The following is a 22,748-nucleotide window of genomic DNA, read 5'->3' on the forward strand; positions in this document are numbered from 1 at the left end:
CCCCACCGGGTCCCGGACGTCTCCCAGCCTCCCCCTCCGAATTGCCGCCGTCCTGAGAGCAGCTTCCTGCCATGCTTCCATTCCTCATTCGCCGGACGTTCGGCGCGGCGCTGATCCTGCTGTTGATCAGCGCGTTCACCTTCTTCATGTTCTTCGCGATCCCGCAGGACCCGGCGATGCTGGCCTGTGGCAAGAACTGCACCCCGGACGCGCTGGAGATCATCCACAAGAACCTCGGCCTCGACCAGCCGGTCACCGTCCAGTACTGGAACTTCCTGATCGGCATCTTCGCCGGCCGTGACTTCGCCGTCGGCCACTGCGACGCCCCCTGCTTCGGCGTCTCCTTCGCCAACGACCAGAACGTCTGGGACACCATCGTCGACCGCTTCCCGCTGACGCTCTCGCTGACCGTCGGCAGCCTGCTGGTCTTCCTCATCGTCGGCCTCGGCGCCGGCATGCTCGCCGCCAAGTACCGCGGCACCTGGGTGGACAAGACCTTCAGCTCCGGCTCGCTGGTCATCAGCTCCATGCAGATCTACTTCCTCGGCCCGCTGGTGCTGCTCGGCCTGGTCTACAGCACCGGATGGCTCGACAAGCCGAAGTACGTGCCCTTCTCCGAGGACCTCGGCGGCTGGTTCATGGGCCTGCTGATCCCCTGGGTCGTCATGGCGACCATCTTCACCGCCAACTACACTCGTATGAGCCGGTCGTCGATGATCGAGCAGCTCCAGGAGGAGCACGTCAAGGCGGCCCGCGCCAAGGGCATGTCGGGCAACTTCGTCTTCTTCCGCTACGCCTGGCGCGGCTCCCTCATCCCCATCATCACCATCCTCGGCATCGACCTGTCCTCGCTGCTGTCGGGCGGCATGGTGACGGAGCTGACGTTCGGTCTGGCCGGGCTCGGCCGGCTCGCGCTGTCCTCCGTCATCGACAAGGACCTGCCGATGCTGATGGGCGTCATGCTGGTCAGTGCCGCGCTCATCATCTTCTTCAACCTGATCGTGGACGCTCTGTACGCCGTCATCGACCCGCGCGTGCGTCTGTCCTAGGAGAACCCACCGTGACCACTCAGACCAAGCCCGAAGAGGCTCCGGCCGCCGCCGCGGGGGAAGCCTTCCTCTCGGTGCGCGACCTCAAGGTCCACTTCTCCACCGACGACGGCATCGTCAAGGCGGTGGACGGGCTCTCCTTCGACCTGGAGCGCGGCAAGACCCTCGGCATCGTGGGCGAGTCCGGCTCCGGCAAGTCGGTGACCAACCTGGCCGTGCTCGGCCTGCACAACCGCAAGAAGACCGCCATCGACGGGTCGATCACGCTGGACGGCCAGGAGCTGACCACGGCCGCCGAGAAGCAGCTGGAGACGCTGCGCGGCAAGAAGATGGCGATGATCTTCCAGGACGCGCTGACCGCGCTGTCGCCGTACTACACGATCGGCCGCCAGATCGGTGAGCCGTTCATGAAGCACACCGGCGCCTCCAAGAGGGACGCCCGGGTGCGCGCCATCGACCTGCTCCAGAAGGTCGGCATCCCGCACCCGCAGAAGCGGGTCGACGACTACCCGCACCAGTTCTCCGGCGGTATGCGGCAGCGCGCCATGATCGCCATGGCGCTCTCCTGCGACCCGGACCTGCTCATCGCCGACGAGCCGACCACGGCGCTCGACGTGACGGTGCAGGCGCAGATCCTCGACCTGCTCAAGGACCTGCAGCAGGAGTTCGGCTCCGCGATCATCATGATCACCCACGACCTCGGTGTGGTCGCCAACATGGCCGACGACATCCTGGTGATGTACGCCGGCCGTGCCGTGGAGCGCGGCTCGGTGCGCGAGGTGCTCAAGTCGCCTCAGCACCCGTACACGTGGGGCCTGCTGGGATCGATGCCGAGGCTCTCCGCCTCCGTCGACGAGCCGCTGATGCCGATCCCCGGATCGCCGCCCTCCCTGCTCAACCCGCCCTCGGGCTGCCCGTTCCACCCGCGGTGCGGCTTCACCGACAAGGTCTCCGGGGACCGTTGTTCGGGCGAGCGCCCGGCGCTCGCCCAGGGGCGTGCCGCCGCCTGCCACCTGACGGCGGAGCAGCGGCAGCAGGTGTTCATCGAGACGATTCAGCCCCGGCTGGGCTGAGCGGAAACCGGCGACTGGGGCATCACCATGAGCGACAACAGCAAGACGACCACGGCGGTCGCCGACACGGTCCCGCAGCAGCGGGACGGTGACAGCGCACCGCTGTTGAAGGTCAGTGGTCTGACGAAGCACTTCCCGATCAAGGGCGGCTTCCCGATCCGGCGCACCGTCGGCGCGGTCAAGGCGGTCGACGGCGTCGACTTCGAGGTCTTCCCGGGGGAGAGCCTCGGCCTCGTCGGCGAGTCCGGCTGCGGCAAGTCGACGACCGGCCGGCTGCTGACCCGGCTGTACGAGCCGACCACGGGCAGCATCGAGTACAAGGGGAAGGACATCAGCCGGGCCGGCCGCAAGGAGCTGGCGCCGATCAGGTCCGAGATCCAGATGATCTTCCAGGACCCGTACGCCTCGCTGAACCCCCGGCAGACCGTGGGCACGATCATCGCGGGCCCGATGGAGATCAACGGGATCAACCCGCCGGGCGGCCGTGAGAAGCGCGTCCGGGAACTCCTGGAGATCGTCGGTCTCAACCCGGAGCACTACAACCGCTTCCCGCACGAGTTCTCCGGCGGCCAGCGCCAGCGCATCGGTGTCGCGCGTGCCATCGCGCTGGAGCCGAAGCTGATCGTCGCCGACGAGCCGGTCTCGGCCCTCGACGTGTCGATCCAGGCCCAGGTGGTGAACCTGCTGCAGGAGGTGCAGCGGGAGATGGGGATCGCCTTCGTCTTCATCGCCCACGACCTGGCGATCGTGCGGCACTTCTCGCAGCGCGTCGCGGTGATGTACCTCGGCAAGATCGTGGAGATCGCGGACCGCGACTCGATCTACAACCGGCCCCGCCACCCGTACACGCACGCGCTGCTGTCCGCGGTTCCGGACGCCGACATCGACGCGGAGAAGCGGGAGCGCATCCGCCTCGAGGGCGACGTGCCCTCGCCGATCGCCCCGCCGTCCGGCTGCCGGTTCCGTACCCGCTGCTGGAAGGCGCAGGACAAGTGCGCGACGCAGGAGCCGCCGCTGGTCCGGATCGACGGCAGCAAGCCGGGACACCTGACGGCCTGCCACTTCCCGGAGGAGCCCACGACCGAGGCCCGCGCCGAGGACGTGGTGATGGACCCGGGGCTGAAGGCCCTGGAGCAGGGCGGCGTGGCCAAGGCCTGACGCCGGCCCCCTGAAGGGACCCGGGGCACGGGTGCGGGAGCGCAGGACTCCCGCACCCGTGCCCTTTCGGCTGCCCTCTCCGGGCGTCTCATACGTACATACGGCTGGAGTCCCCCTCGTACAGGTGCCGTACATGTGCGTGATGCACCCTTTGCGTCGATATTGGCGTGAAGGACCGGCGCACGTACTCAGCCCACGTACGAGGAGGCACCCATGCGCGGAGCCACGCACGCCCGATGGGCCGTCTGCGCGGTGGCGGTCGCCCTCGCCGCCACCGCCTGCGGGAGCGAGGGCAGCGGCGGCAGCGACGCCGGTGCCGTACTGAGCGCCTCCTGGGGCGACCCGCAGAACCCGCTGGAGCCGGCCAACACCAACGAGGTCCAGGGCGGCAAGGTCCTCGACATGATCTTCCGGGGGCTGAAGCGCTACGACCCGGTCACCGGCGAGGCGAAGGACATGCTCGCCGAGAGGATCGAGACCTCCGACTCGCGGAACTTCCGCATCACCGTCAAGGACGGCTGGACCTTCAGCAACGGCGAGAAGGTCACCGCCCGGTCCTTCGTCGACGCCTGGAACTACGGCGCGAGTCTGAGGAACAACCAGCGCAACGCGTACTTCTTCGGCTACATCGAAGGCTACGACGAGGTCCACCCCGAGGACGGCGGCAAGCAGAGCGCCGACACCCTGTCCGGCCTGAAGGTCGTCGACGACCGCACCTTCACCGTCGGGCTCACCCAGAAGTTCTCCACCTTCCCCGACACCCTCGGCTACAACGCCTTCGCCCCGCTGCCCCGCGCCTTCTTCGACGACCACGACGCCTGGGTGAAGAAGCCCGTCGGCAACGGCCCGTACCTGGTCGACTCGTACACCCGCGGCTCGCAGATGGCCCTGCGCACGTGGAACGACTACCCCGGCCCCGACAAGGCCCGGAACGGCGGCGTCGACCTCAAGGTCTACACCGACAGCAACACCGCCTACACCGACCTGATGGCCGGCAACCTCGACCTCGTCGACGACGTCCCCGCCGCCCAGCTGAAGAACGTCAGGAACGACCTCGGCGACCGCTACCTCAACACCCCCGCCGGCATCATCCAGACCCTCGCCTTCCCCCACTACGACGACGCCTGGAACAAGCCCGGCTCGGAGAAGGTCCGCAAGGGCCTGTCCATGGCGATCGACCGCGAGCAGATCACCGACACGATCTTCCAGCGGACCCGCACCCCCGCCACCGACTGGACCTCCCCGGTCCTCGGCGAGGACGGCGGCTTCCGGAAGGGCCTGTGCGGGAAGGCCTGCGCGTACAGGCCCGCCGAGGCCAGGAAGCTCATCGAGGAGGGCGGCGGACTGCCCGGCGGCAAGGTGACGATCACCTTCAACGCGGACACCGGCTCCCACCGCGAATGGGTCAACGCCGTCTGCAACTCCATCAACAACGCGCTGGACGACGAGCGCGCCTGCACCGCCGAACCCGTCGGCACCTTCGCGGACTTCCGCGGCCGGATCACCGGCCGTGAGATGAGCGGCCCGTTCCGCGCCGGCTGGCAGATGGACTACCCGCTCATCCAGAACTTCCTCCAGCCGCTCTACTACACGGGTGCCTCCTCCAACGACGGCAAGTGGTCCAACGAGGAGTTCGACGACCTCGTCGACCGCGCCAACCGGGAGACCGACGACGCCAAGGCCGTCGGCCTGTTCCAGCAGGCCGAGGAGGTCCTCCGCGACCACATGGCGGCCATCCCGCTCTGGTACCAGAACGGCAGCGCCGGCTGGTCCGAACGGCTGTCCGGCGTCAGGCTCAACCCCTTCAGCGTCCCCGTGTACGACCAGATCAAGGTGAGCTGACCGGCCATGGGGCGCTATGCCGTCCGGCGGCTGCTCCAGATGGTCCCGGTGTTCATCGGGGCCACGCTGCTGATCTTCCTCATGGTCAACGTGATGGGCGACCCCGTCGCGGGCCTGTGCGGCGAACGCCAGTGCGATCCGGCGACCGCCGCCCGGCTGAGGCGGGAGTTCGGCCTGGACGAGCCGGTCTGGCGGCAATACCTGACGTACATGGGGAACGTCTTCACCGGCGACTTCGGCACGGCCTTCAACGGCCAGGAGGTCACCGAGCTGATGTCGACGGCGTTCCCCGTCACCATCCGCCTCACCCTGATCGCGGTCCTCCTCGAGATCGTCGTCGGCATCACCCTCGGCGTGGTCACCGGACTGCGCCGGGGCCGTCCCGTCGACACCGGCGTCCTGCTGCTCACCCTCGTGGTCGTCTCCGTGCCCACCTTCGTCACCGGCCTGCTGCTCCAGCTGCTGCTCGGCGTGGAGTGGGGCTGGATCCGGCCCTCGGTCTCCTCCGAGGCGCCCTTCGGCGAGCTGCTCCTGCCCGGCCTGGTGCTGGCCTCGGTCTCGCTGGCGTACGTCACCCGGCTGACCCGTGCCTCCATCGCCGAGAACCGGCGCTCCGACTACGTCCGCACCGCCGTCGCCAAGGGCCTGCCCCACCGCCGGGTGGTCGTGCGGCACCTGCTGCGCAACTCCCTCATCCCCGTGGTCACCTTCATCGGCGCCGACGTCGGCTTCCTCATGGGCGGCGCGATCGTCACCGAGCGGATCTTCAACATCCACGGCGTCGGCTACCAGCTCTACCAGGGCGTCCTGCGGCAGAACACCCAGACCGTCGTCGGCTTCGTCACCGTGCTCGTGCTGGTGTTCCTGGTCGCCAACCTCGTCGTCGACCTCCTCTACGCCGTCCTCGACCCGAGGATCCGCTATGCCTGAGCAGCACTACGAACCCGAGCCCGCCGTCGCGGGAGCCGGCCCGGGCGGCACCATCGGCCTGGGCGTCGAGGAGGCCGGGATCCTGGAGAAGCGGCCGGAGGGCCCGGACGGTCCCCGGCCGCCGGACCGGCCCCGCTCCCTGTGGTCCGACGCCTGGCGCGACCTGCGCCGCGACCCCGTCTTCCTCGTCTCCGCCCTGGTCGTCCTCTTCCTGGTCTTCATCTCCCTGTGGCCGTCGGCGATCGCCTCCGGCAGCCCCCTCGAGTGCGACCTGTCCAGGGCCCAGGAGGGCTCCCGGGCCGGCCATCCCTTCGGCTTCGACGGCCAGGGCTGCGACGTCTACACCCGCACCGTCTACGGCGCCCGTACGTCCGTGGCGGTCGGCGTCCTCGCCACCCTGGGCGTCTCCGTCCTCGGCGGCGTCCTCGGCGCCCTGGCCGGCTTCTTCGGCGGCGTCTGGGACGCGGTCCTGTCCCGGATCACCGACGTCTTCTTCGCCATCCCGGTCGTCCTCGGCGGACTGGTGCTGCTCTCCGTCATCACCAGCGACACCGTCTGGCCCGTCATCGGCTTCATCGTGCTGCTCGGCTGGCCGCAGATCTCCCGCATCGCCCGCGGCTCCGTCATCACCGCCAAGCAGAACGACTACGTCCAGGCCGCGCGGGCCCTCGGCGCCTCCGACGCGCGGCTGATGCTCCGGCACATCGCGCCCAACGCCGTCGCGCCCGTCATCGTCGTCGCGACCATCGCGCTCGGCACGTACATCGCGCTGGAGGCCACCCTGTCCTATCTCGGCGTCGGCCTGAAGCCGCCCAGCGTCTCCTGGGGCATCGACATCTCCGCCGCCTCCCCGTACGTCCGCAACGCCCCGCACGCGCTGCTGTGGCCCTCCGGGGCCCTTGCGGTCACCGTCCTGGCGTTCATCATGCTCGGCGACGCGGTGCGCGACGCCCTCGACCCGAAGCTGAGGTGAGCCGCCGTGCTGCTCGAAGTGCGGGACCTGCGCGTGGAGTTCCACACCCGGGACGGGGTCGCGAAGGCCGTCAACGGCGTCAGCTACGGCGTGGACGCGGGCGAGACGCTGGCCGTGCTCGGCGAGTCCGGCTCCGGGAAGTCGGTGACCGCGCAGGCGGTCATGGGCATCCTCGACACCCCGCCCGGCCGGATCACCGGCGGCGAGGTCGTGTTCCGGGGGCGGGACCTGCTGAAGCTGAAGGAGGAGGAGCGGCGCAAGGTCCGGGGCGCCGAGATGGCGATGATCTTCCAGGACGCGCTGTCCTCCCTGAACCCCGTGCTCTCCGTCGGCGACCAGCTCGCCGAGATGTTCACCGTGCACCGGGGCATGTCGCGCAGGGACGCGCGGGCCAGGGCCGTCGAGCTGATGGACCGGGTGCGCATCCCCGCCGCCCGGGAGCGGGCCGGGCAGTACCCGCACCAGTTCTCCGGCGGCATGCGCCAGCGCATCATGATCGCGATGGCGCTGGCCCTGGAACCCGCCCTGATCATCGCCGACGAACCGACCACCGCCCTCGACGTCACCGTCCAGGCCCAGATCATGGAGCTGCTCGCGGAGCTCCGGCGCGAGCTGCGCATGGGCCTGATCCTCATCACCCACGACCTGGGCGTGGTAGCCGACGTCGCCGACCGCATCGCCGTGATGTACGCGGGCCGGATCGTCGAGTCGGCGCCGGTGCACGACCTCTACAAGAGTCCCGCCCACCCGTACACCCGGGGTCTGCTGGACTCCGTCCCGCGCCTGGACCTCAAGGGCCGGGCGCTCTACGCCATCGAGGGCCTGCCGCCCGGTCTCACGCACATCCCGCCGGGCTGCGCCTTCCACCCCCGCTGCCCGCTGGCCCGCGACGTCTGCCGCACCGACGAGCCACCGCCGTACGAGGTCTCGGCGACGCGGGGGAGCGCCTGCCACTTCTGGAGGGAGTGCCTGGATGGCTGAGAGCGTCCTGGAGGTCAGCGGCCTGGTCAAGCACTACCCGCTGACGCGGGGCGTCGTGTTCCGCAAGCAGGTCGGCGCCGTGCGCGCGGTCGACGGCGTGGACTTCCGCCTCGGCCGGGGCGAGACGCTGGGCATCGTCGGCGAGTCCGGCTGCGGCAAGTCCACGGTCGCGAGGATGCTGGTCAACCTCGAACGCCCGACGGCCGGTTCGATCCGCTACAAGGGCGAGGACATCACCCGTCTGTCGGGCCGGGCGCTCAAGGCCGTACGCCGCAACATCCAGATGGTGTTCCAGGACCCGTACACCTCCCTCAACCCCCGCATGACGGTGGGAGACATCGTCGGGGAGCCGTACGACATCCACCCCGAGGCGGCCCCCAAGGGCGACCGGCGCCGGAGGGTGCGGGAACTGCTGGACGTGGTCGGTCTCAACCCCGAACACATCAACCGCTATCCGCACCAGTTCTCCGGCGGCCAGCGCCAGCGCATCGGCATCGCGCGGGGCCTGGCGCTGCGCCCCGAGGTGATCGTCGCCGACGAACCGGTCTCCGCGCTGGACGTGTCGGTGCAGGCCCAGGTCGTCAACCTGATGGGCCGGCTGCAGTCCGAGTTCGGCCTGGCGTACGTGTTCATCGCGCACGACCTGTCGATCGTCCGGCACATCTCCGACCGGGTCGGGGTGATGTACCTGGGGCGGATCGTGGAGACCGGCACGGACACCGAGATCTACGAGCACCCCACGCATCCGTACACCCAGGCCCTGCTCTCCGCCGTGCCCGTACCGGACCCGGAGGCCCGGGAGCACCGCGAGCGGATCATCCTCAGCGGGGACGTCCCGTCCCCGACGGACGTTCCCTCCGGCTGCCGCTTCCGCACCCGCTGCTGGAAGGCGCGGGAGCGCTGCGCGCGGGAGGTGCCGGCGCTCGCGGTGCCGGCCGGGTTCGGCGCGACGGGAGGCCCGGCGGCACACGACTCGGCCTGTCACTTCGCGGCGGAGAGGGCCGTGGTGCCCGCGGCCGTGGAAGGGCACGGCGACGGGCCGGGGTGACATGGCGCACCCCGGCCCGCTTACGGCACCCGCACGGCCGTACGCTGATCAGCGTGCCGTGTCCGTATATCGGAACCGCTTCCGTGAAGTTGCCTGTGTGTTAACGCGGTTCGTCCCCGTTCGTGAGCCCCAGGGAGCGCTTGAGGAAGCCGAGCTGGAGCCGGAGCAGGTTCTCGGCGACCTCCTCCTGCGGGGTCATGTGGGTGACGCCGGACAGGGGCAGCACTTCGTGGGGCCGGCCGGCCGCCAGCAGTGCGGAGGAGAGGCGCAGCGAGTGGGCGACCACCACGTTGTCGTCCGCCAGCCCGTGGATGATCATCATCGGGCGGTGCGGTCCGGCGGCGTCGACCAGGCCCGCGTCGTCGATCACCGAGTTGCGGCGGTAGACCTCCGGCTGCTCGTCCGGGTGGCCGGTGTAGCGCTCCTGGTAGTGGGTGTCGTACAGGCGCAGGTCGGTGACCGGGGCGCCCACCACGGCCGCGTGGAAGACGTCGGGGCGGCGCAGCGCCGCGAGGGCCGCCAGGTAACCGCCGAAGGACCAGCCCCGGACGGCGACCCGGTCCAGGTCGAGCGGGAAGTCGGCGGCGAGCGCCTGGAGGGCGTCGACCTGGTCCTGGACGACGACGGCGGCGATGTCGTCCCGGACGGACTTCTCCCAGGCGGGCGAGCGGCCCGGAGTCCCGCGCCCGTCCGCGACGATCACGGCGAACCCCTGGTGGGCGAACCACTGCGAGGTCAGGTGCGGGTTGTGGGCGGCGAGCACCCGCTGCCCGTGCGGGCCGCCATAGGGGTCCATGAGCACCGGCAGGGGGGTGTCACCGGCGTAGTCCCGGGGCATAAGCACGGCGCACGGAATTCGGCGTGCGCCCCCCTGTGTCAGCGTCACGCGGGGGGACATACCGGGGTCTTCGGCGTACGAGGGGACAGTCGCCGTCGGTTTCCCGTCACGCAGCACCTGGACCCGCGAACCTGGCCGGTCCGGGGTCGCGGAGACGAGTACGGTCACGCCCCCGGCGCGCACCGCCGAGTGCACACCGGGCTCCCGCGAGAGGCGCTCCACGCCGAGTTCGTTCACCCGGTAGACGTGCACCTCGCCGATCTCGGGGTCGGCCGCCTCCTCGCCGGCCGACGCCGAGACCAGCACGTCGTCGTCGGAGACGTCCAGTACGGCACGGATGTGCAACTGGGCTCCGGTGAGCGGTCGTTCACCGACGGCGAGTCGTCGCGCGCCCCCCTCGTCCGCGATCCGCACCAGCTGCCCGGAAGGGCTCCAGCACGGAACCCCGGGGAAAAGTTCCAGCCAAATTGGATCTTCGTCGGCGTGCACCATCCGGGTCGCCCCGGAGTCCGGGTCCACGGCCAGGATCAGCGCGGCGCGCTGGTCGCGCGCCTGGACGAGCAGCAGCGGGGCACCCGCCGCTGACCAGTGCACATGTGCCAGGTACGGGTAGCGCGCACGGTCCCAGGAGACCTCGGTGCGGGCTCCGTCGAGGCCGATCACGAACAGCCGGACGTCCGCGTTCGGGGTGCCCGCCGCCGGGTACGCCACCCGCTGCGGCTCCCGCTCCGGATGCGCCGGGTCGGAGATCCACCAGCGCCGTACCGGCGTGTCGTCCGCGCGCGCCACCAGCAGCCGGTCCGACTCCGGCGCCCACCAGAAGCCCCGCGAGCGGCCCATCTCCTCGGCCGCGACGAACTCGGCCAGGCCGTAGGTGACGCCCTCCGACTCCGGGGCCACCAGCGCCCGTTCGTCCGCCCCCTCGGCCCCCACGACGCGCAGCGCGCCCCGGGAGACGTAGGCGACGTACCGTCCGTCCGGTGACGGACGCGGGTCGATCACCGGCCCCGGCACGGGCAGTTCACGTGCCGTCCCGGCCCGCAGTTCGGCCGTGAAAAGCCGTCCTGACAAGGCGAAAGACGCCAACTCGACGGCCGCGTCGGTGGCGTAGCCGACGATGCCGGCACCGCCCTCGCGGCTCCGCTCGCGCCGTGCGCGCTCCTCGGCGGAGAGGTTCTCGGAGGCCCCGCCCAGGAGGGCGCGCGGGTCGGCCGCCACGCGCTCCCCGCCCCCTTCCGTGTCGAGGACCCACAGCGAATTGGCCCGGTCCGTACCGGAACCGGAGCGCAGGAACACGACGCGCGAGCCGTCGGGAGCCACGCTGAACGAACGCGGCGCGCCGAGCGTGAAGCGCAGGGTACGGGCGTGCCGTCGGGGGAAGGAGTCAGCCTCGGTCGTCATGCCCTGACCATATTGGCCATGCGCCCCCTTGTGCGGCCGTGCGCCGACCGATGCGCACGTACGGATAGTTATGATCGTTAGCGCATAGTGGGTATGAACCTGCTGGCTGCTGTGTCGCTTTACCTGCCCCCATGTTCCTACGTCCCCCTACCCCGCGCCCTGGGACCTTTGGAGGTGAACCGCCGTGGCACTCTCGATTTCGGCGGTGGTGCTGCTGGCGATCATCGTCTTCCTGCTGGTCAAGAAGTCGGGCCTGAAGGCAGGGCACGCCGTGGTGTGCATGCTGCTCGGCTTCTACCTCGCCTCGTCGACGATCGCCCCGACCATCAGCGAGCTGACGACGAACATCGCGGGGATGATCGGCAGCATCAACTTCTGAGCGGCTGCTTCGTCTTCCGGCCGGGCCCCGAGGCACGTCCCGGGACCCAGCCGGAGTCCACGTCCCGTCCGTCCTCCCCTCCGGCTTCCCCGCATCGGGCTCCGTAAGCTTCGGACCGGCGCCGCCCGAGGGGGGCGCGTGTCCGCTCCGTCCTGCCCTCCGTCGCGGCCGGACGCCGTGACACCGCCGGCCCGGAGGGGCGGGCCGCGGGGAGGGGGAGGCAGTGGGGGAGTGGCGCGTCGGGGACGTCGTGGACGGGCGGTACGAGGTCACCCGGGTGCACGGGCAGGGGGCCATGGGGCTCGTCCACCGGGTGCGTCACCTGGGGTGGGACATCGACCTCGCCGTGAAGAGCCCGCGGCCGGACGTGTACCGGGACGCGGACAAGCGGGCGCGGTTCGTCGCCGAGGCCGAGGAGTGGGTGTCGCTGGGCCTGCATCCGAACGTCTGCGCCTGCTACTACGTCCGCACGCTGGACGGGGTGCCGAGGGTGTTCGCCGAGTACGTGTCCGGCGGCAGCCTGCGGGACCGGATCGCCGACCGGAGCCTGTACGAGGGGGCGCCGCGCGAGGCGCTGGCCCGTGTCCTCGATCTGGCCGTGCAGTGCGCGCGGGGCCTGGAGCACGCGCACCGCAGGGGCCTGGTGCACCAGGACGTCAAACCGGCGAACATCCTCGTCGGGGACGGTGTCGCGAAGGTGACGGACTTCGGGCTGGCGCGGTCGTGGCGCGGCGGGCGGCGGACCACCGGTCGGGGCGCCGACCCTGGCGTGCCCGTGGCGCGGGTGGCGGAGGAGAGCGAGGGGGAACGGCCGACGGGGGAGGCCGGGACCGGCGGGGTGCCCCCCGCGAGCGTGCTCGTCACCCGTCTCGGCATGACACCGGCCTACGCGTCCCCCGAGCAGTTCCTGGGGCATCGGGTCGGGCCGGGCAGCGACCTCTACAGCTTCGCCGTGTCCGTCCTGGAGATGTTCGTCGGTGACGTCACGTGGTTCGCGGGCCCGGTCGCCGGGGAGACCCTGGCCGACCTGCGGGTGTCGGGCGGATGCGTACTCCGACCACCGGAGGACGTCGCGGCGTTGCTCGCCCGGTGCCTGGCGGTGGACCCGGCCGACCGGCCCGGTTCGGCGGCCGAGGTCGCCGCCGGGCTGGTGGCGTCGTACGAGCGGCTGACCGGCCGTCCGTACCCCCGCCCCGTGCCGGTCCCGGCCGAGCTGCGCGCCGACGAACTGAGCAACCGCGCCCTGTCGTTGCTCGACCTCGGACGCCCGGCCGAGGCGGAGGAGGCGTTCGGGCGGGCGACGGCCGCCGACCCGCACCATCCGGCCGCCCACTACAACGCCGGTCTGCTGCGCTGGCGACGGGGCGAGATCACCGACGAGCACCTGGTCGCCACCCTGGAGGCCGCCTGGACCGCCGCTGCCTCCGTCGCCGCGAACGCCGCGAGCGCCGTGCCCGCCGCCGTCGTCGTCGGCCGCCTGCTGACCCAGGTCCACCTGGAACGCGGCGATCTGCCCGCCGCCCGCGCGCTGCTGGAGCAGCGGCCCGACGACCCGGACGCGGCCGACGCGCTCCGGGCGATCGAGTCGGGACACGTGGTGGACGCGCGCTGCGTCGAGGTGACACCGGTGCCCTGGCAGTCGTACCCGCGCGAGCGGATGACCGACCGGGACCACGTCGCGAAGGAGATCCGGATCCGGTTCGGTCCACGGGCGGGAACCGTGCTGACCGGGAGCTGGGACGGCACCGTGCGGCTGTGGTCCGCACCGGACGGCGCGTGCCTGCGCGTCGTCCGGGCCCACGGGAAGCCGGTGAGGGCGGTGGACGTGAGCCGCGACGGGCGGACCGCCGTGTCCGTCGGCGTGGACCGCGACGTCCGGTTCTGGGACCTGACCGACGGACGGTGCCTGTACGCGGCCGATTTCCCCCCGCCCGCGGAGGGCGGGTTCACGGTGGCGCCGGTGCGGCTGACCCCGGCCGGGCGGGCGGTCCTGTTCGGGACGAACCAGGGGACGGTCATCGGGGTCACCCTCGGCGGCGGCACGCTGCGGTCCGTCAACCGGTCGGGCCGGGCCGACGAACCGGTGCACGCGCTCGAGGTCGCCCCGGACGGCCGCTGGGCGCTGGCCGGCGGCACCGGCGGCACACTCCAGCTCGTCTCCCTGACCGACGCCTCCGTACGCCTCCTGCACGGCGGCGACTCCTCGTTCGTGTGGACGGTGTGCTTCGCCGCGGACGGCCGCCGCGCGCTGAGCGGGCACGGCACCGGCACGATCCACCTGTGGGACGTGGACTCGGGCCGGCTGCTGCGCACGCTCCACGGGCCCCGGCGCTCCGTCCGGTCGCTGGCGATGAGCGCGGACGGCCGCTTCGCGCTGTCCGGCTGGGACGACCACGCGGTGCGTCTGTGGGACCTGGACACGGGCCGGTGCCTGCGCACGTTCAAGGGGCACCGCGGTCCGGTGACCGCCGTGCGGTTCTCCCCCGACGCCCGGCACGGTCTGTCCGCCGCGCAGGACAACACGCTGCGGCGGTGGGCGCTGCCCGGCGGGTACACGGCACCTCCGCACCTCAGCCGTCCCCGTCCCCCGGTCGAACTGTCCGGCCTCGGCGAGCGGGTCGACGCCCTCGTCGCCGAGGCGGAACGGGCCCTGGCCGACGGCGACACGGCACGCGCACTCGACCGGCTCACCCTCGCCCGTTCCGTCCCCGGCCACGAACGCGCCCCGCGTCTCCTCGCCCACTGGCGGCGGCTGGAGGACCGCACCACGCGCGTGGGCCTGCGCACGGGCTGGCCGGCCCACGAACTCGCCGGCCACACCGGGTACATCACACGGATCGACCTCTCCGCGGACGGCCGGCTCGCCGCGTCCGCGAGCGGGGACCGCACCATCAGGCTGTGGGACCTCGCCGGCGCGCGGTGCGTCGGCGTGCTGGCGGGCCATGCGCACCTGGTGGAGGAGATCAGCCTCAGCCCCGACGGGAGCCGCCTGCTGTCGCTCGGCCGGGACCGGACCGCCCGCCTGTGGGACGTGGCCTCCGGGACGTGCCTGCGGGTGCTGGACCGGGAGGCCTACGGCTCGTCGGCCCGGCTGCTCCCCGACGGCCGCCGCGCGCTCATCGGCGGTACGGGCCGGAAGCTGCGGCTGTGGGACGTCGAGGACGACCGGCCGCTGCGCGCGTTCGACGGCCTGGAACTCTCCGTCAACGCGGTGTGGACCGCCGGGGACGGCCGGCTCGCCGTCACCGGGGGTGACGACAGGGCCGTCCGCCTGTGGGACCTCGACAGCGGCCGGTGCCTGCGCGTCATGACGGGCCACACCCGCGCCGTGACGTCGGTGTGGCTCAGCTCGGACGGCCGCCACGCCCTCTCGGGCGGCGACCACCGGGAACGCGCCCGGCGCCTCTGGGACACGACGACCGGAGACTGCCTGAGGACCTTCGACGGCTACTCCTCATCCGGCGCCCGCCTCACGGCGGACGGCCGCTTCGCGGTGTGCGACAGCCGGGGAGAGATCGAGGTGTGGAACGTCCGCACGGGGCGGTGCTCCCCCCTGCCCGACGCGAAGGGGGACGGCCCGCTGGTGGCCGTACCGACCCCCGACGGCCGTCACGTCGTCTGCGGAGACTCGGCCGGGACCGTGCGGGTGTGGGAGATCGACTGGGAACTGGCCGCCGACGACGGCCGGAGCGGGTGAGCCTGGCGGGTGGCGGGTGGCGGGTGGCGGGTGGCGGGTGGCGGGTGACGGTGTCGGCAGGCGGCAGGCGGCAGGCGATGTCGGCAGGCGGGAGGCGGCAGGCGGGTGACGGGTGACGGGAGGCGGGTGACGGGAGGTGGCAGACGGGAGACGGTGGACCGGCCCCGGCTGTATGGGCCGGGCGCGCCGACTCGTGCCCACTGACTCGTGCCCACCGCCCCCTCGCCTGTTACTCGCCGGTAAGGAATGATGGCGGGCACTCATCCACGCATGCAGGGGCGGAGTCGACGGTGACCACTTCCGAGGAACGGACCAGGGTGCACGCCTTCCAGGACGACGCCCTGGGCGACCACGACGCGGTCGGCCTCGCCCGGGCGATCCGCCGGGGCGAGGTGAGTGCCGCCGAGGCCGCCCGCGACGCGGCGGCCCGGGTCAGGGCCGTCGAGCCCCGGCTCAACGCGGTCCAGGTGCACCTCGACGTCCCGGCGCACGGCTCCGGTGGCCTCCTGGCCGGGGTGCCGACCTTCGTCAAGGACAACACCGACTACCAGGGGCTGCCGACGGGCCACGGCAGCGTCGCGTTCGCGCCCCGCGCCGCCCGGCGGCACGCCCCGTTCACCCGCCAGTTCCTGAGCACGGGCGTCACGGTGCTCGGCAAGACCCGGCTGCCCGAGTTCGGGTTCAGCCCCACCACGGAGTACGAGGAAGCCGAGCCCGTCCGCAACCCGTGGCACACGGACCACTCGGCGGGCGGCTCGTCCGGCGGCAGCGCGGCGCTCGTCGCCGCCGGAGCGGTGCCGATCGCGCACGCCAACGACGGCGGCGGCTCGATCCGCATCCCCGCCGCCTGCTGCGGCCTCGTCGGCCTGAAGCCCACCCGCGGCCGGATGGTGGCGAACGCGCAGGGCCGCCAACTGCCCATCGACCTCGTCACCGACGGCGTGGTCAGCCGCTCGGTACGCGACAGCGCGGCGTTCCTCGCGGCAGCGGAACGGCACTGGCGGAACCCGAAGCTCCCACCCGTCGGCCTCGTCGAGGGCCCCTCGGACCGACGCCTGCGCATCGGACTCCTGCTGGACTCCCCGAACGGCGTCCGCTCCGACGCGGACACCCGCGCGGCGGTGACGGAGACGGCCCGGCGCTTGGAGCGGCTCGGTCACACCGTGGAACCGGTGGAACTGTCCATCGACCCGCACTTCACGGACGACTTCCTCACCTACTGGGGCCTGCTGTCGTTCCTGATCGGCGTCACCGGCAGGACGTTGGGCGCGGACTTCGACCGCCGTCGCATGGACGGGTTGAGCCGGGGCCTGCGCGAGACGTACGTGGGGAAGTGGAGGAACACGCCGGGTGTGCTGCGCAGGCTGAAGCGCACGCGGGAGGCGTACGCGGCAGGCTTCCGGGGCCTCGACGTCATCCTCTCCCCGGTCCTCGCCCACACCACCCCACCGCTCGGCCACCTCAGCCCGACCGTCCCGTACGCCACACTGATCGAACGGCTCCTCGCCTACGTGGCGTTCACCCCGGTCAACAACGTCGTCGGGACCCCGGCGATCTCCGTACCGGCCGCGAGTGCGACGCCGGACGGTCTCCCGATCGGCGTCATGGTCTCCGGCCGCCCGGGAGCGGAACGCACGCTTCTGGAGCTGGCGTTCGCCCTGGAGGCGGACCAGCCGTTCCGGCGCCTTCGGGATGTCTGACGGGGATGCGGGGAGGGGGTGTCGAAAACCGTGAGCACTAAACCGGTTCAGTGTTCACGGTTTTTCGAGGGGTGTGGTGGGCGGGAGGGGGCGACGGATCAGCCCTCGACCGCATACGGCAGGAAGCCGGCCCGCGCGGCGGGGGCGAAGGCGAGCGCTGTCGTCCACCCCGCGCGGCGCCCGCCTCGCCCGCCTGCTCGCGGTGGACACGCGCCGGAGCTGGGGACTTCCGCACGAGCGGGCGAGCCACGTCGTCGCGGAACTGGCGGCCAACGCGGCCAACGCGGCCACCCACGGCCGCCTCCCCGGCCGCAGCTTCCGGCTGACGCTCTACGTGGTCGGCGCCACGCTCCGCATCGAGGTGACCGACACGCGCGGTGACCGGATGCCCGCGCCGCACGTACCGGACGTGGCAGCCGAGTCGGGCCGGGGCCTGCTGCTCGTCGACGCGCCGGCGGACCGCTGGGGAGCGACCGAGGGGCGGTTCCCGCGCAAGACCGTCTGGGCCGAACAGGGCTTTTCGCCACCGGAACCCGCACCTTCGCGCTCCGGTGCCGTCGGCGATTGAAAGACAAAGAATCCCGGGGGAAAGCACCCCACCAAACCCCACCCCTCCCGCCCGTGGTCGCACTCACTCGGGCGGGTGAACATCCCCGGTTCGGCTGGATTTCCGGGCCGCCCAGGCCCGACGCTCAGCGCAACGCACCACCACGACCGCACACATGAGACGGCCCCCGCCGGGACTGGCATCCCACTGCGAGGGCCTGACCACCAAGGAAGCTGGAACCTTCCCGATGGATACGCAAAACCCTAGCGTGCCCCCGCACGCCCAGGCCCACGATGCGGGCAACAAGCACCCGAACCGGGCCCACCGCACCACCGGCGGGCTCCAGCACGACAACACCCGCCACACCACCCGTTTCACGGTGATCGGCAACCACCTCGCCCAGCACCCGGAGCTCTCGCTCCTCGCCATCGGGCTCGGCACGCACCTCCAGTCGCTGCCGAAGGGCGCCCCCGCCGACATCAAGACCCTCGCCGCCCGGTTCCCCGAGGGAGCCGCCCGGATCGCCGCCGCCCTGCGCGAACTGGAGGCCCACGGCTACCTGCGCCGCGAACGCGTCCGCACCTCCACCGGCCGCATCGTCACCCGCACGACCTCGTGCAACCAGCCGGCGGCGGCCCGCCACCCCACCGAAGCGCCCACCCGGGCTGCTGCCTGCGAAGAGCGCGCACCACGGCCGAAGCGTGAACAACGAGCACCCCGCAAGCCCCTCCCCGCGGTGCCGAGCCCCGCGTACGCCGCTCCCGAGCTCCTCCGGGCCGCCACCGACCTCCTCGCGGACCTCCACCGCCACGACTCCCGGCTGCTCCTCTCCACCGGCGACACGGCCCACCTGGCCCCCGGTGTCGCCGCCTGGCTGGAGCGGGACGTTGCCCCCGCCGCCGTACGCCGGGCCCTGACCGCCGACCTGCCGCCCGAGGGCGTACGCCGGCCCGCCGCCCTCCTGGCCCGCCGCCTCGCCGACCGGCTCCCGCCCCCGCCCCCGTTCCGCGCACCGGCCGCCGCCCCGCCGCCCGTCCGGCACCCCCTGCAGAACTGGGACGGCTGCGACCACGCCTTCCGCGCACCCCACCCCGGCCGCTGCCGCGCCTGCCGAACCGACCTCCAGGGGGTCGCCTGGCATGAACGTATCGCGTGGACGGACATAGAGGTGCCGGGCAGCTTCGATCTCCGCACCGGCACCGGCGCCGTCTTCACCGACATGCACTCGACCCCGGGCGGCCCCCGCTACGCGGTGCGCAAGAACTTCGTCCACGGCGAGGACGTCACGATCGGGGAGTGGACCATTTCCACAAGTGGTCTTCCGCGCTACCAGGACGACAGTGCCTCGTAGGCTGGCCTTATGACAGAACTGCCCGACCGGCGTCTGCTGCTGGTGCACGCCCACCCGGACGACGAGTCGATCAACAACGGCGCGACCATGGCCCGGTACGCCGCCGAAGGTGCCCGTGTGACGCTGGTCACCTGCACGCTCGGTGAGCGGGGCGAGGTCATTCCGCCCGGACTGGCCCACCTGAGCGGGGCCGCCCTCGGCGGGCACCGGCTCGGGGAGCTGAAGGACGCGATGCGGGAGCTCGGGGTCGAGGACTTCCGGCTGCTCGGCGGGGCCGGGCGGTACTGCGACTCCGGGATGACGGGACTGCCCGACAACGACGACCCCGGCTGCTTCTGGCAGGCCGACGTCGAACAGGCCGCCGGGCTGCTCGCCGAGGTGATCCTCGAGGTGCGGCCGCAGGTTCTCGTCACGTACGACGACAACGGCGGCTACGGCCACCCCGACCACATCCAGGCCCACCGCGTCGCCATGCGCGCCGTGGAACTCGCCGCCGGGCAGGGCTGGGACATCCCCAAGGTCTACTGGAACCGCGTGCCCCGGTCCGTCGCCGAGGAGTCCTTCGCCCGCCTCGACGGCGACCTGCCCGGGCTGCCCTTCGAGAAGGCGGCCGCCCTCGGCGACGTACCGGGTGTCGTCGACGACGAGCAGGTCACCACCGCGATCGACGGCACCGCGTACGCCGCCGCCAAGGCCGCCGCGATGCGGGCGCACGCCACCCAGATCACCGTGGCCGAACCGTACTTCGTGCTCTCCAACGAGCTCGCCCAGCCGCTCTTCACCACCGAGTACTACGAGTTGGTACGCGGCACACGTCCGGAGAAGCGGGAGAGCGACCTGTTCGCCGGGATCGAGGAGGCGTCGTGAGCGACCGGTCGTCCTCCGCGCTCGCCCAGCCGCTGCGACCGCCCTCCGCCGGACGGGCCGCCGCCTGCCTGGGACTGCTCCTGCTCGGCGCCGTGGTCGGTGCGGCCGGGGCGCTGGTGCAGCCCGCGTGGTTCCCCGGCGGTCTGCTGCTCGCCCTCGCCGGTGAGGCCGGGCTGGTCCTGGGGGCCACCCGCGTGCTCCGCAGCCGGGCCGGGGGCGTCTGGGCCGCCGGTGGCTGGATGCTCGCCGTCATCCTGCTCACCGCCAGCCGGCCGGAGGGCGACTTCCTGTTCGCCGCGGGCGGCGGCTCCTATCTCTTCCTCCTCGGCGGCATCGCCGTGGCTGTGATCTGTGCCACCCTCGCTCCCGGACGGCAACCGGACGGCCGTCCCGTCCGACTTGGCAAGTGACGTACCACTTCGCCGTGTCATGGGCGTGCGGGTCCGGTGTGGGTTTCCCCGGCGGTACTGGGATGCGGGCCGGACATGGCCAGTAAGGTGGTGCGCGCCGCCGAGCCTCCCTCGAACCCTCGGCTTCGCCCGAGCTGGGAGGACTCCCACCGTGAGGTCGTGACGGGCGGCGGAGCCAACCGGGAGAACCTGCCTTGAGTCGTGAAACTGACACTCCGTCCTCCGGGCCCAACGGGCGCGGCGGAGCCGCCTACCCGTCGGGCACGCCGCCCTACGGGATTCCGGCGATTCCGGACGAGGGTACGGGCGCGGGCCGTTCGGCCGCGCGGCCGGAGGAACGCAAGACCGAGACCACGCTGACGACGCGGATCCGCATCAACATCCCCGGATCGCGGCCCATTCCGCCGGTCGTCGTGCGCAAGCCCGTCACGGACGCGGAGAGCAAGGGCACCGCCGATGCCGAGGCGTCGGAGCCGGCCCCGGCCCCGTCCGCCGACGCGGTCGAGCCTCCCGCTCAGCCCGACCGGCCGACGGCCGAGGAGAAGCCGGCCAGCGACTGGTTCGCGCCGCGCAAGTCGGGCGGGGGCAAGGGTGGCCCGGGTGGCGGATCCGCCAACGGCGCGGGCGCGCCGAGCGGTTCGGGCCCCGCCGCGGGCGGCGCCCCACAGGCTCCCTCCGCTCCCTCCGCCCCCGCCGGTGCGTCCGGTGGCGCGCGGCCGGGCGCCGGGCGTCCCGGTGGCGCCGGCGGATCCATGGGCGCGCCGGGCGGTTCCCGTCCCGGTGGCGCGCAGGGTTCCGGACCCACCGGCGCGACCGGTGCGACCGGCGGGCCCGTGGCCCCCGGACACGGTGGCGGCACCGGCTCCTTCGACGTGACCGAAGCGCTGGCCGCCGGGCCGGCGGGTGCCGGTACGCGTCCGGGCGCGGGGCACGATGACGAGCCGCACCGCGACGACCTGCCGTTCTTCGCGGACGAGGCTCCGGGCGGCCGCGACAGGCGGCCGGGCCAGGCTTCCCAGCCCGGTCAGCGTGGTCCGCAGGGTCCCGTGGGCCCGACCACCGGACCGGCGACCGGTTCGAGCCCGGTCGCTCGCCAGGCGGGCAAGGGCCCCGGTGCTCCCGGTGGCCCGGGCCTCCCCGCCCTTCCGGTCCGCCCCGGTGCCCAGGCGGCGCAGGGCGCCCCCGCGCGCCCCGGTGCCCAGCGGACGGCCCAGGGCGCCCCCGCCGACTTCGCCGACCAGGGCAGCAGCCCCGGCGCTCCAGGCGTCCCCGGCGGCGGTCTGAGCGACGACACCGCGATCCTCACCCCGCAGCGGCCCGCCCAGCCCGGCACCCCGGGCTACGGCCCCCGCCACGACAACGTCTCCGGGCACACCGTCACCAGCGGCATCCCGGTCGTCCCGCCGGGCGCGGACTTCAACGCTCCCGGCGCCCCGGCCGACGGCCCGCGGCCGCACACGCCCCCGAAGCTGCCCGACCCGGTCTCCCCGCCCCCGGCGAGCTCCTCGAAGCCGGCGAAGAAGAAGGGGCGCAACAAGCTCGTCCTGCTCTGCGGCTGCGTGGTCTTCCTCGCCGGCGTCGCCTACGGCGCCGGACTGCTGATGAACCGCTCCGACGTCCCGAAGGGCACCACCGTGCTCGGCGTCGACATCGGCGGCGGCACCCGCGACGAGGCCGTCAAGAAGCTCGACGCGGCGCTCGACGACCGGCTGAACCAGCCGCTGAAACTGTCGGTCGACGGCAAGAGCGTCGAGCTGGAGCCGGACAACGCGGGCCTGCAGTTCGACACCGACGCCACCGTCGACGCGGCCACCGGCAGCGACTACAACCCGGTCAACGTCATCGGCTCCCTCATCGGCAACCAGCGCGTCGTCGAGCCGGTCATGCCCGTCGACGAGGAGAAGCTGCACGCCGCCCTGGAGGACGCCGCCGGCGGCTCCGGCTCGGTGACCGAGGGCTCGATCACCTTCAAGTCCGGCAAGGCCGTCCCGGTCTACCCCGAGGGCGGCCAGGGCATCGACGTCGCCAAGGCGACCGACGTGGTGACGGAGGCGTACCGCACCCAGGTCGAGACCGGGAAGTCCGCCGCGGTGAACGTCCCGACGGCCGACCAGCAGCCGAAGGTCACCAAGGCCGAGGTCGACCGGATGATGAAGGAGTTCGCCGAGCCGGCGATGTCGGCCAACGTGACCGTGCAGACCGACGCGGCGCACTCGGTGCCGATGAGCCCCGAGAACTCGCTGTGGAAGTTCCTCGGAGTGCAGGCCGTCAACGGCAAGCTGGTCGACAAGCCCGACCTGAAGGCCCTGGAGGAGCTCTACGGCCAGGCGTTCGACGGCGTCCTCATCACCCGGGGCAACGGCAAGAAGACGCCGGTCACCCCCCAGGACGTCTACGGCGCCCTCCGCCAGGCGCTGATCAGCAAGACCGACCGGGTCGCCGTCATCGAGACGAACCCCAGCTGACACGGTCTCCGCACACACAGGAGCGGTGCCGCACGGATC

At 72.4% G+C, this 22,748-nt stretch carries 16 protein-coding genes and 1 pseudogene; 16 read left to right on the top strand and 1 reads right to left on the bottom strand.

Annotated features, from left to right (window positions below; genetic code table 11):
- The first annotated feature begins 71 nt into the window (after positions 1-71).
- The 8 genes from KUM38_RS12780 to KUM38_RS12815 all read left to right on the top strand — a co-directional run bounded on the left by KUM38_RS12780 (position 72) and on the right by KUM38_RS12815 (position 9,054).
- Complete coding sequence (locus KUM38_RS12780) at positions 72-1,049, top strand: ABC transporter permease (protein ID WP_217129457.1); 978 nt, start codon at positions 72-74, stop codon at positions 1,047-1,049.
- Between the two features lie 11 nt (positions 1,050-1,060).
- Positions 1,061-2,122, top strand: a complete 1,062-nt coding sequence (locus tag KUM38_RS12785) for an ABC transporter ATP-binding protein (protein ID WP_217129458.1) — start codon at positions 1,061-1,063, stop codon at positions 2,120-2,122.
- A 27-nt stretch (positions 2,123-2,149) separates the two neighbouring features.
- Positions 2,150-3,280 (top strand): ABC transporter ATP-binding protein, encoded by a 1,131-nt coding sequence (locus KUM38_RS12790; RefSeq protein WP_217129459.1) that lies wholly within the window; start codon positions 2,150-2,152, stop codon positions 3,278-3,280.
- Positions 3,281-3,493: 213 nt separating this feature from the next.
- A complete protein-coding gene (locus KUM38_RS12795) occupies positions 3,494-5,122 on the top strand; it encodes an ABC transporter substrate-binding protein (protein ID WP_217129460.1) in 1,629 nt (542 codons plus the stop codon).
- Between the two features lie 6 nt (positions 5,123-5,128).
- Entirely contained in the window at positions 5,129-6,052 is a 924-nt protein-coding gene (locus tag KUM38_RS12800) for an ABC transporter permease (RefSeq protein ID WP_217129461.1), read from the top strand.
- Complete coding sequence (locus tag KUM38_RS12805; RefSeq protein ID WP_217129462.1) at positions 6,045-7,025, top strand: ABC transporter permease; 981 nt, start codon at positions 6,045-6,047, stop codon at positions 7,023-7,025. Before KUM38_RS12800 ends, KUM38_RS12805 begins: the two co-directional genes overlap by 8 nt.
- A 6-nt stretch (positions 7,026-7,031) precedes the next feature.
- Positions 7,032-8,006, top strand: coding sequence for an ABC transporter ATP-binding protein (locus tag KUM38_RS12810; RefSeq protein ID WP_217129463.1), 975 nt, complete (start codon positions 7,032-7,034; stop codon positions 8,004-8,006).
- On the top strand, positions 7,999-9,054 hold the full coding sequence (locus tag KUM38_RS12815; RefSeq protein WP_217129464.1) for an ABC transporter ATP-binding protein: 1,056 nt from the start codon (positions 7,999-8,001) through the stop codon (positions 9,052-9,054). The genes KUM38_RS12810 and KUM38_RS12815 overlap by 8 nt, the downstream gene beginning before the upstream one ends.
- 100 nt (positions 9,055-9,154) lie before the next feature.
- Here KUM38_RS12815 and KUM38_RS12820 read toward each other — a convergent pair whose 3' ends face one another.
- Positions 9,155-11,293, bottom strand: a complete 2,139-nt coding sequence (locus KUM38_RS12820) for a S9 family peptidase (protein WP_217129465.1) — start codon at positions 11,291-11,293, stop codon at positions 9,155-9,157.
- A 184-nt stretch (positions 11,294-11,477) separates the two neighbouring features.
- Here KUM38_RS12820 and KUM38_RS12825 point away from each other — a divergent pair, with 184 nt between their 5' ends.
- From KUM38_RS12825 to KUM38_RS12860, 8 genes and pseudogenes are all read left to right on the top strand, one after another.
- Positions 11,478-11,672 (top strand): hypothetical protein, encoded by a 195-nt coding sequence (locus tag KUM38_RS12825; RefSeq protein ID WP_030145837.1) that lies wholly within the window; start codon positions 11,478-11,480, stop codon positions 11,670-11,672.
- A 223-nt stretch (positions 11,673-11,895) separates the two neighbouring features.
- A complete protein-coding gene (locus KUM38_RS43260; protein ID WP_217129466.1) occupies positions 11,896-15,369 on the top strand; it encodes a protein kinase in 3,474 nt (1,157 codons plus the stop codon).
- A 290-nt stretch (positions 15,370-15,659) separates the two neighbouring features.
- A complete protein-coding gene (locus tag KUM38_RS12835; RefSeq protein WP_217129467.1) occupies positions 15,660-17,069 on the top strand; it encodes an amidase in 1,410 nt (469 codons plus the stop codon).
- A gap of 97 nt (positions 17,070-17,166) precedes the next feature.
- Entirely contained in the window at positions 17,167-17,637 is a 471-nt protein-coding gene (locus KUM38_RS12840; protein WP_308408964.1) for an ATP-binding protein, read from the top strand.
- Positions 17,638-17,863: 226 nt separating this feature from the next.
- Positions 17,864-18,751, top strand: a pseudogene (locus KUM38_RS12845) (helix-turn-helix domain-containing protein); the annotation flags it as partial.
- 225 nt (positions 18,752-18,976) lie between these two features.
- On the top strand, positions 18,977-19,834 hold the full coding sequence (mshB, locus tag KUM38_RS12850; protein WP_217129468.1) for an N-acetyl-1-D-myo-inositol-2-amino-2-deoxy-alpha-D-glucopyranoside deacetylase: 858 nt from the start codon (positions 18,977-18,979) through the stop codon (positions 19,832-19,834).
- Entirely contained in the window at positions 19,831-20,244 is a 414-nt protein-coding gene (locus KUM38_RS12855) for a DUF6113 family protein (protein ID WP_217129469.1), read from the top strand. Before mshB ends, KUM38_RS12855 begins: the two co-directional genes overlap by 4 nt.
- 194 nt (positions 20,245-20,438) lie before the next feature.
- Positions 20,439-22,709 carry a hypothetical protein gene (locus KUM38_RS12860; protein ID WP_217129470.1) on the top strand — a complete coding sequence of 757 codons (2,271 nt, stop codon included), beginning with the start codon at positions 20,439-20,441 and terminating at the stop codon, positions 22,707-22,709.
- Positions 22,710-22,748: the final 39 nt, after the last annotated feature.

Origin of the sequence: Streptomyces sp. AC558_RSS880 (genome assembly GCF_019049255.1) — a bacterium.
Classification (GTDB): Bacteria; Actinomycetota; Actinomycetes; order Streptomycetales; family Streptomycetaceae; genus Streptomyces.

Coding starts and splice junctions, on each gene's coding strand:
- KUM38_RS12780 (WP_217129457.1), top strand. CDS start 72: ATGCTTCCATTCCTCATTCGCCGGACGTTCGGCGCGGCGCTGATCCTG.
- KUM38_RS12790 (WP_217129459.1), top strand. CDS start 2,150: ATGAGCGACAACAGCAAGACGACCACGGCGGTCGCCGACACGGTCCCG.
- KUM38_RS12795 (WP_217129460.1), top strand. CDS start 3,494: ATGCGCGGAGCCACGCACGCCCGATGGGCCGTCTGCGCGGTGGCGGTC.
- KUM38_RS12800 (WP_217129461.1), top strand. CDS start 5,129: ATGGGGCGCTATGCCGTCCGGCGGCTGCTCCAGATGGTCCCGGTGTTC.
- KUM38_RS12805 (WP_217129462.1), top strand. CDS start 6,045: ATGCCTGAGCAGCACTACGAACCCGAGCCCGCCGTCGCGGGAGCCGGC.
- KUM38_RS12815 (WP_217129464.1), top strand. CDS start 7,999: ATGGCTGAGAGCGTCCTGGAGGTCAGCGGCCTGGTCAAGCACTACCCG.
- KUM38_RS12820 (WP_217129465.1), bottom strand. CDS start 11,293: ATGACGACCGAGGCTGACTCCTTCCCCCGACGGCACGCCCGTACCCTG.
- mshB (WP_217129468.1), top strand. CDS start 18,977: ATGACAGAACTGCCCGACCGGCGTCTGCTGCTGGTGCACGCCCACCCG.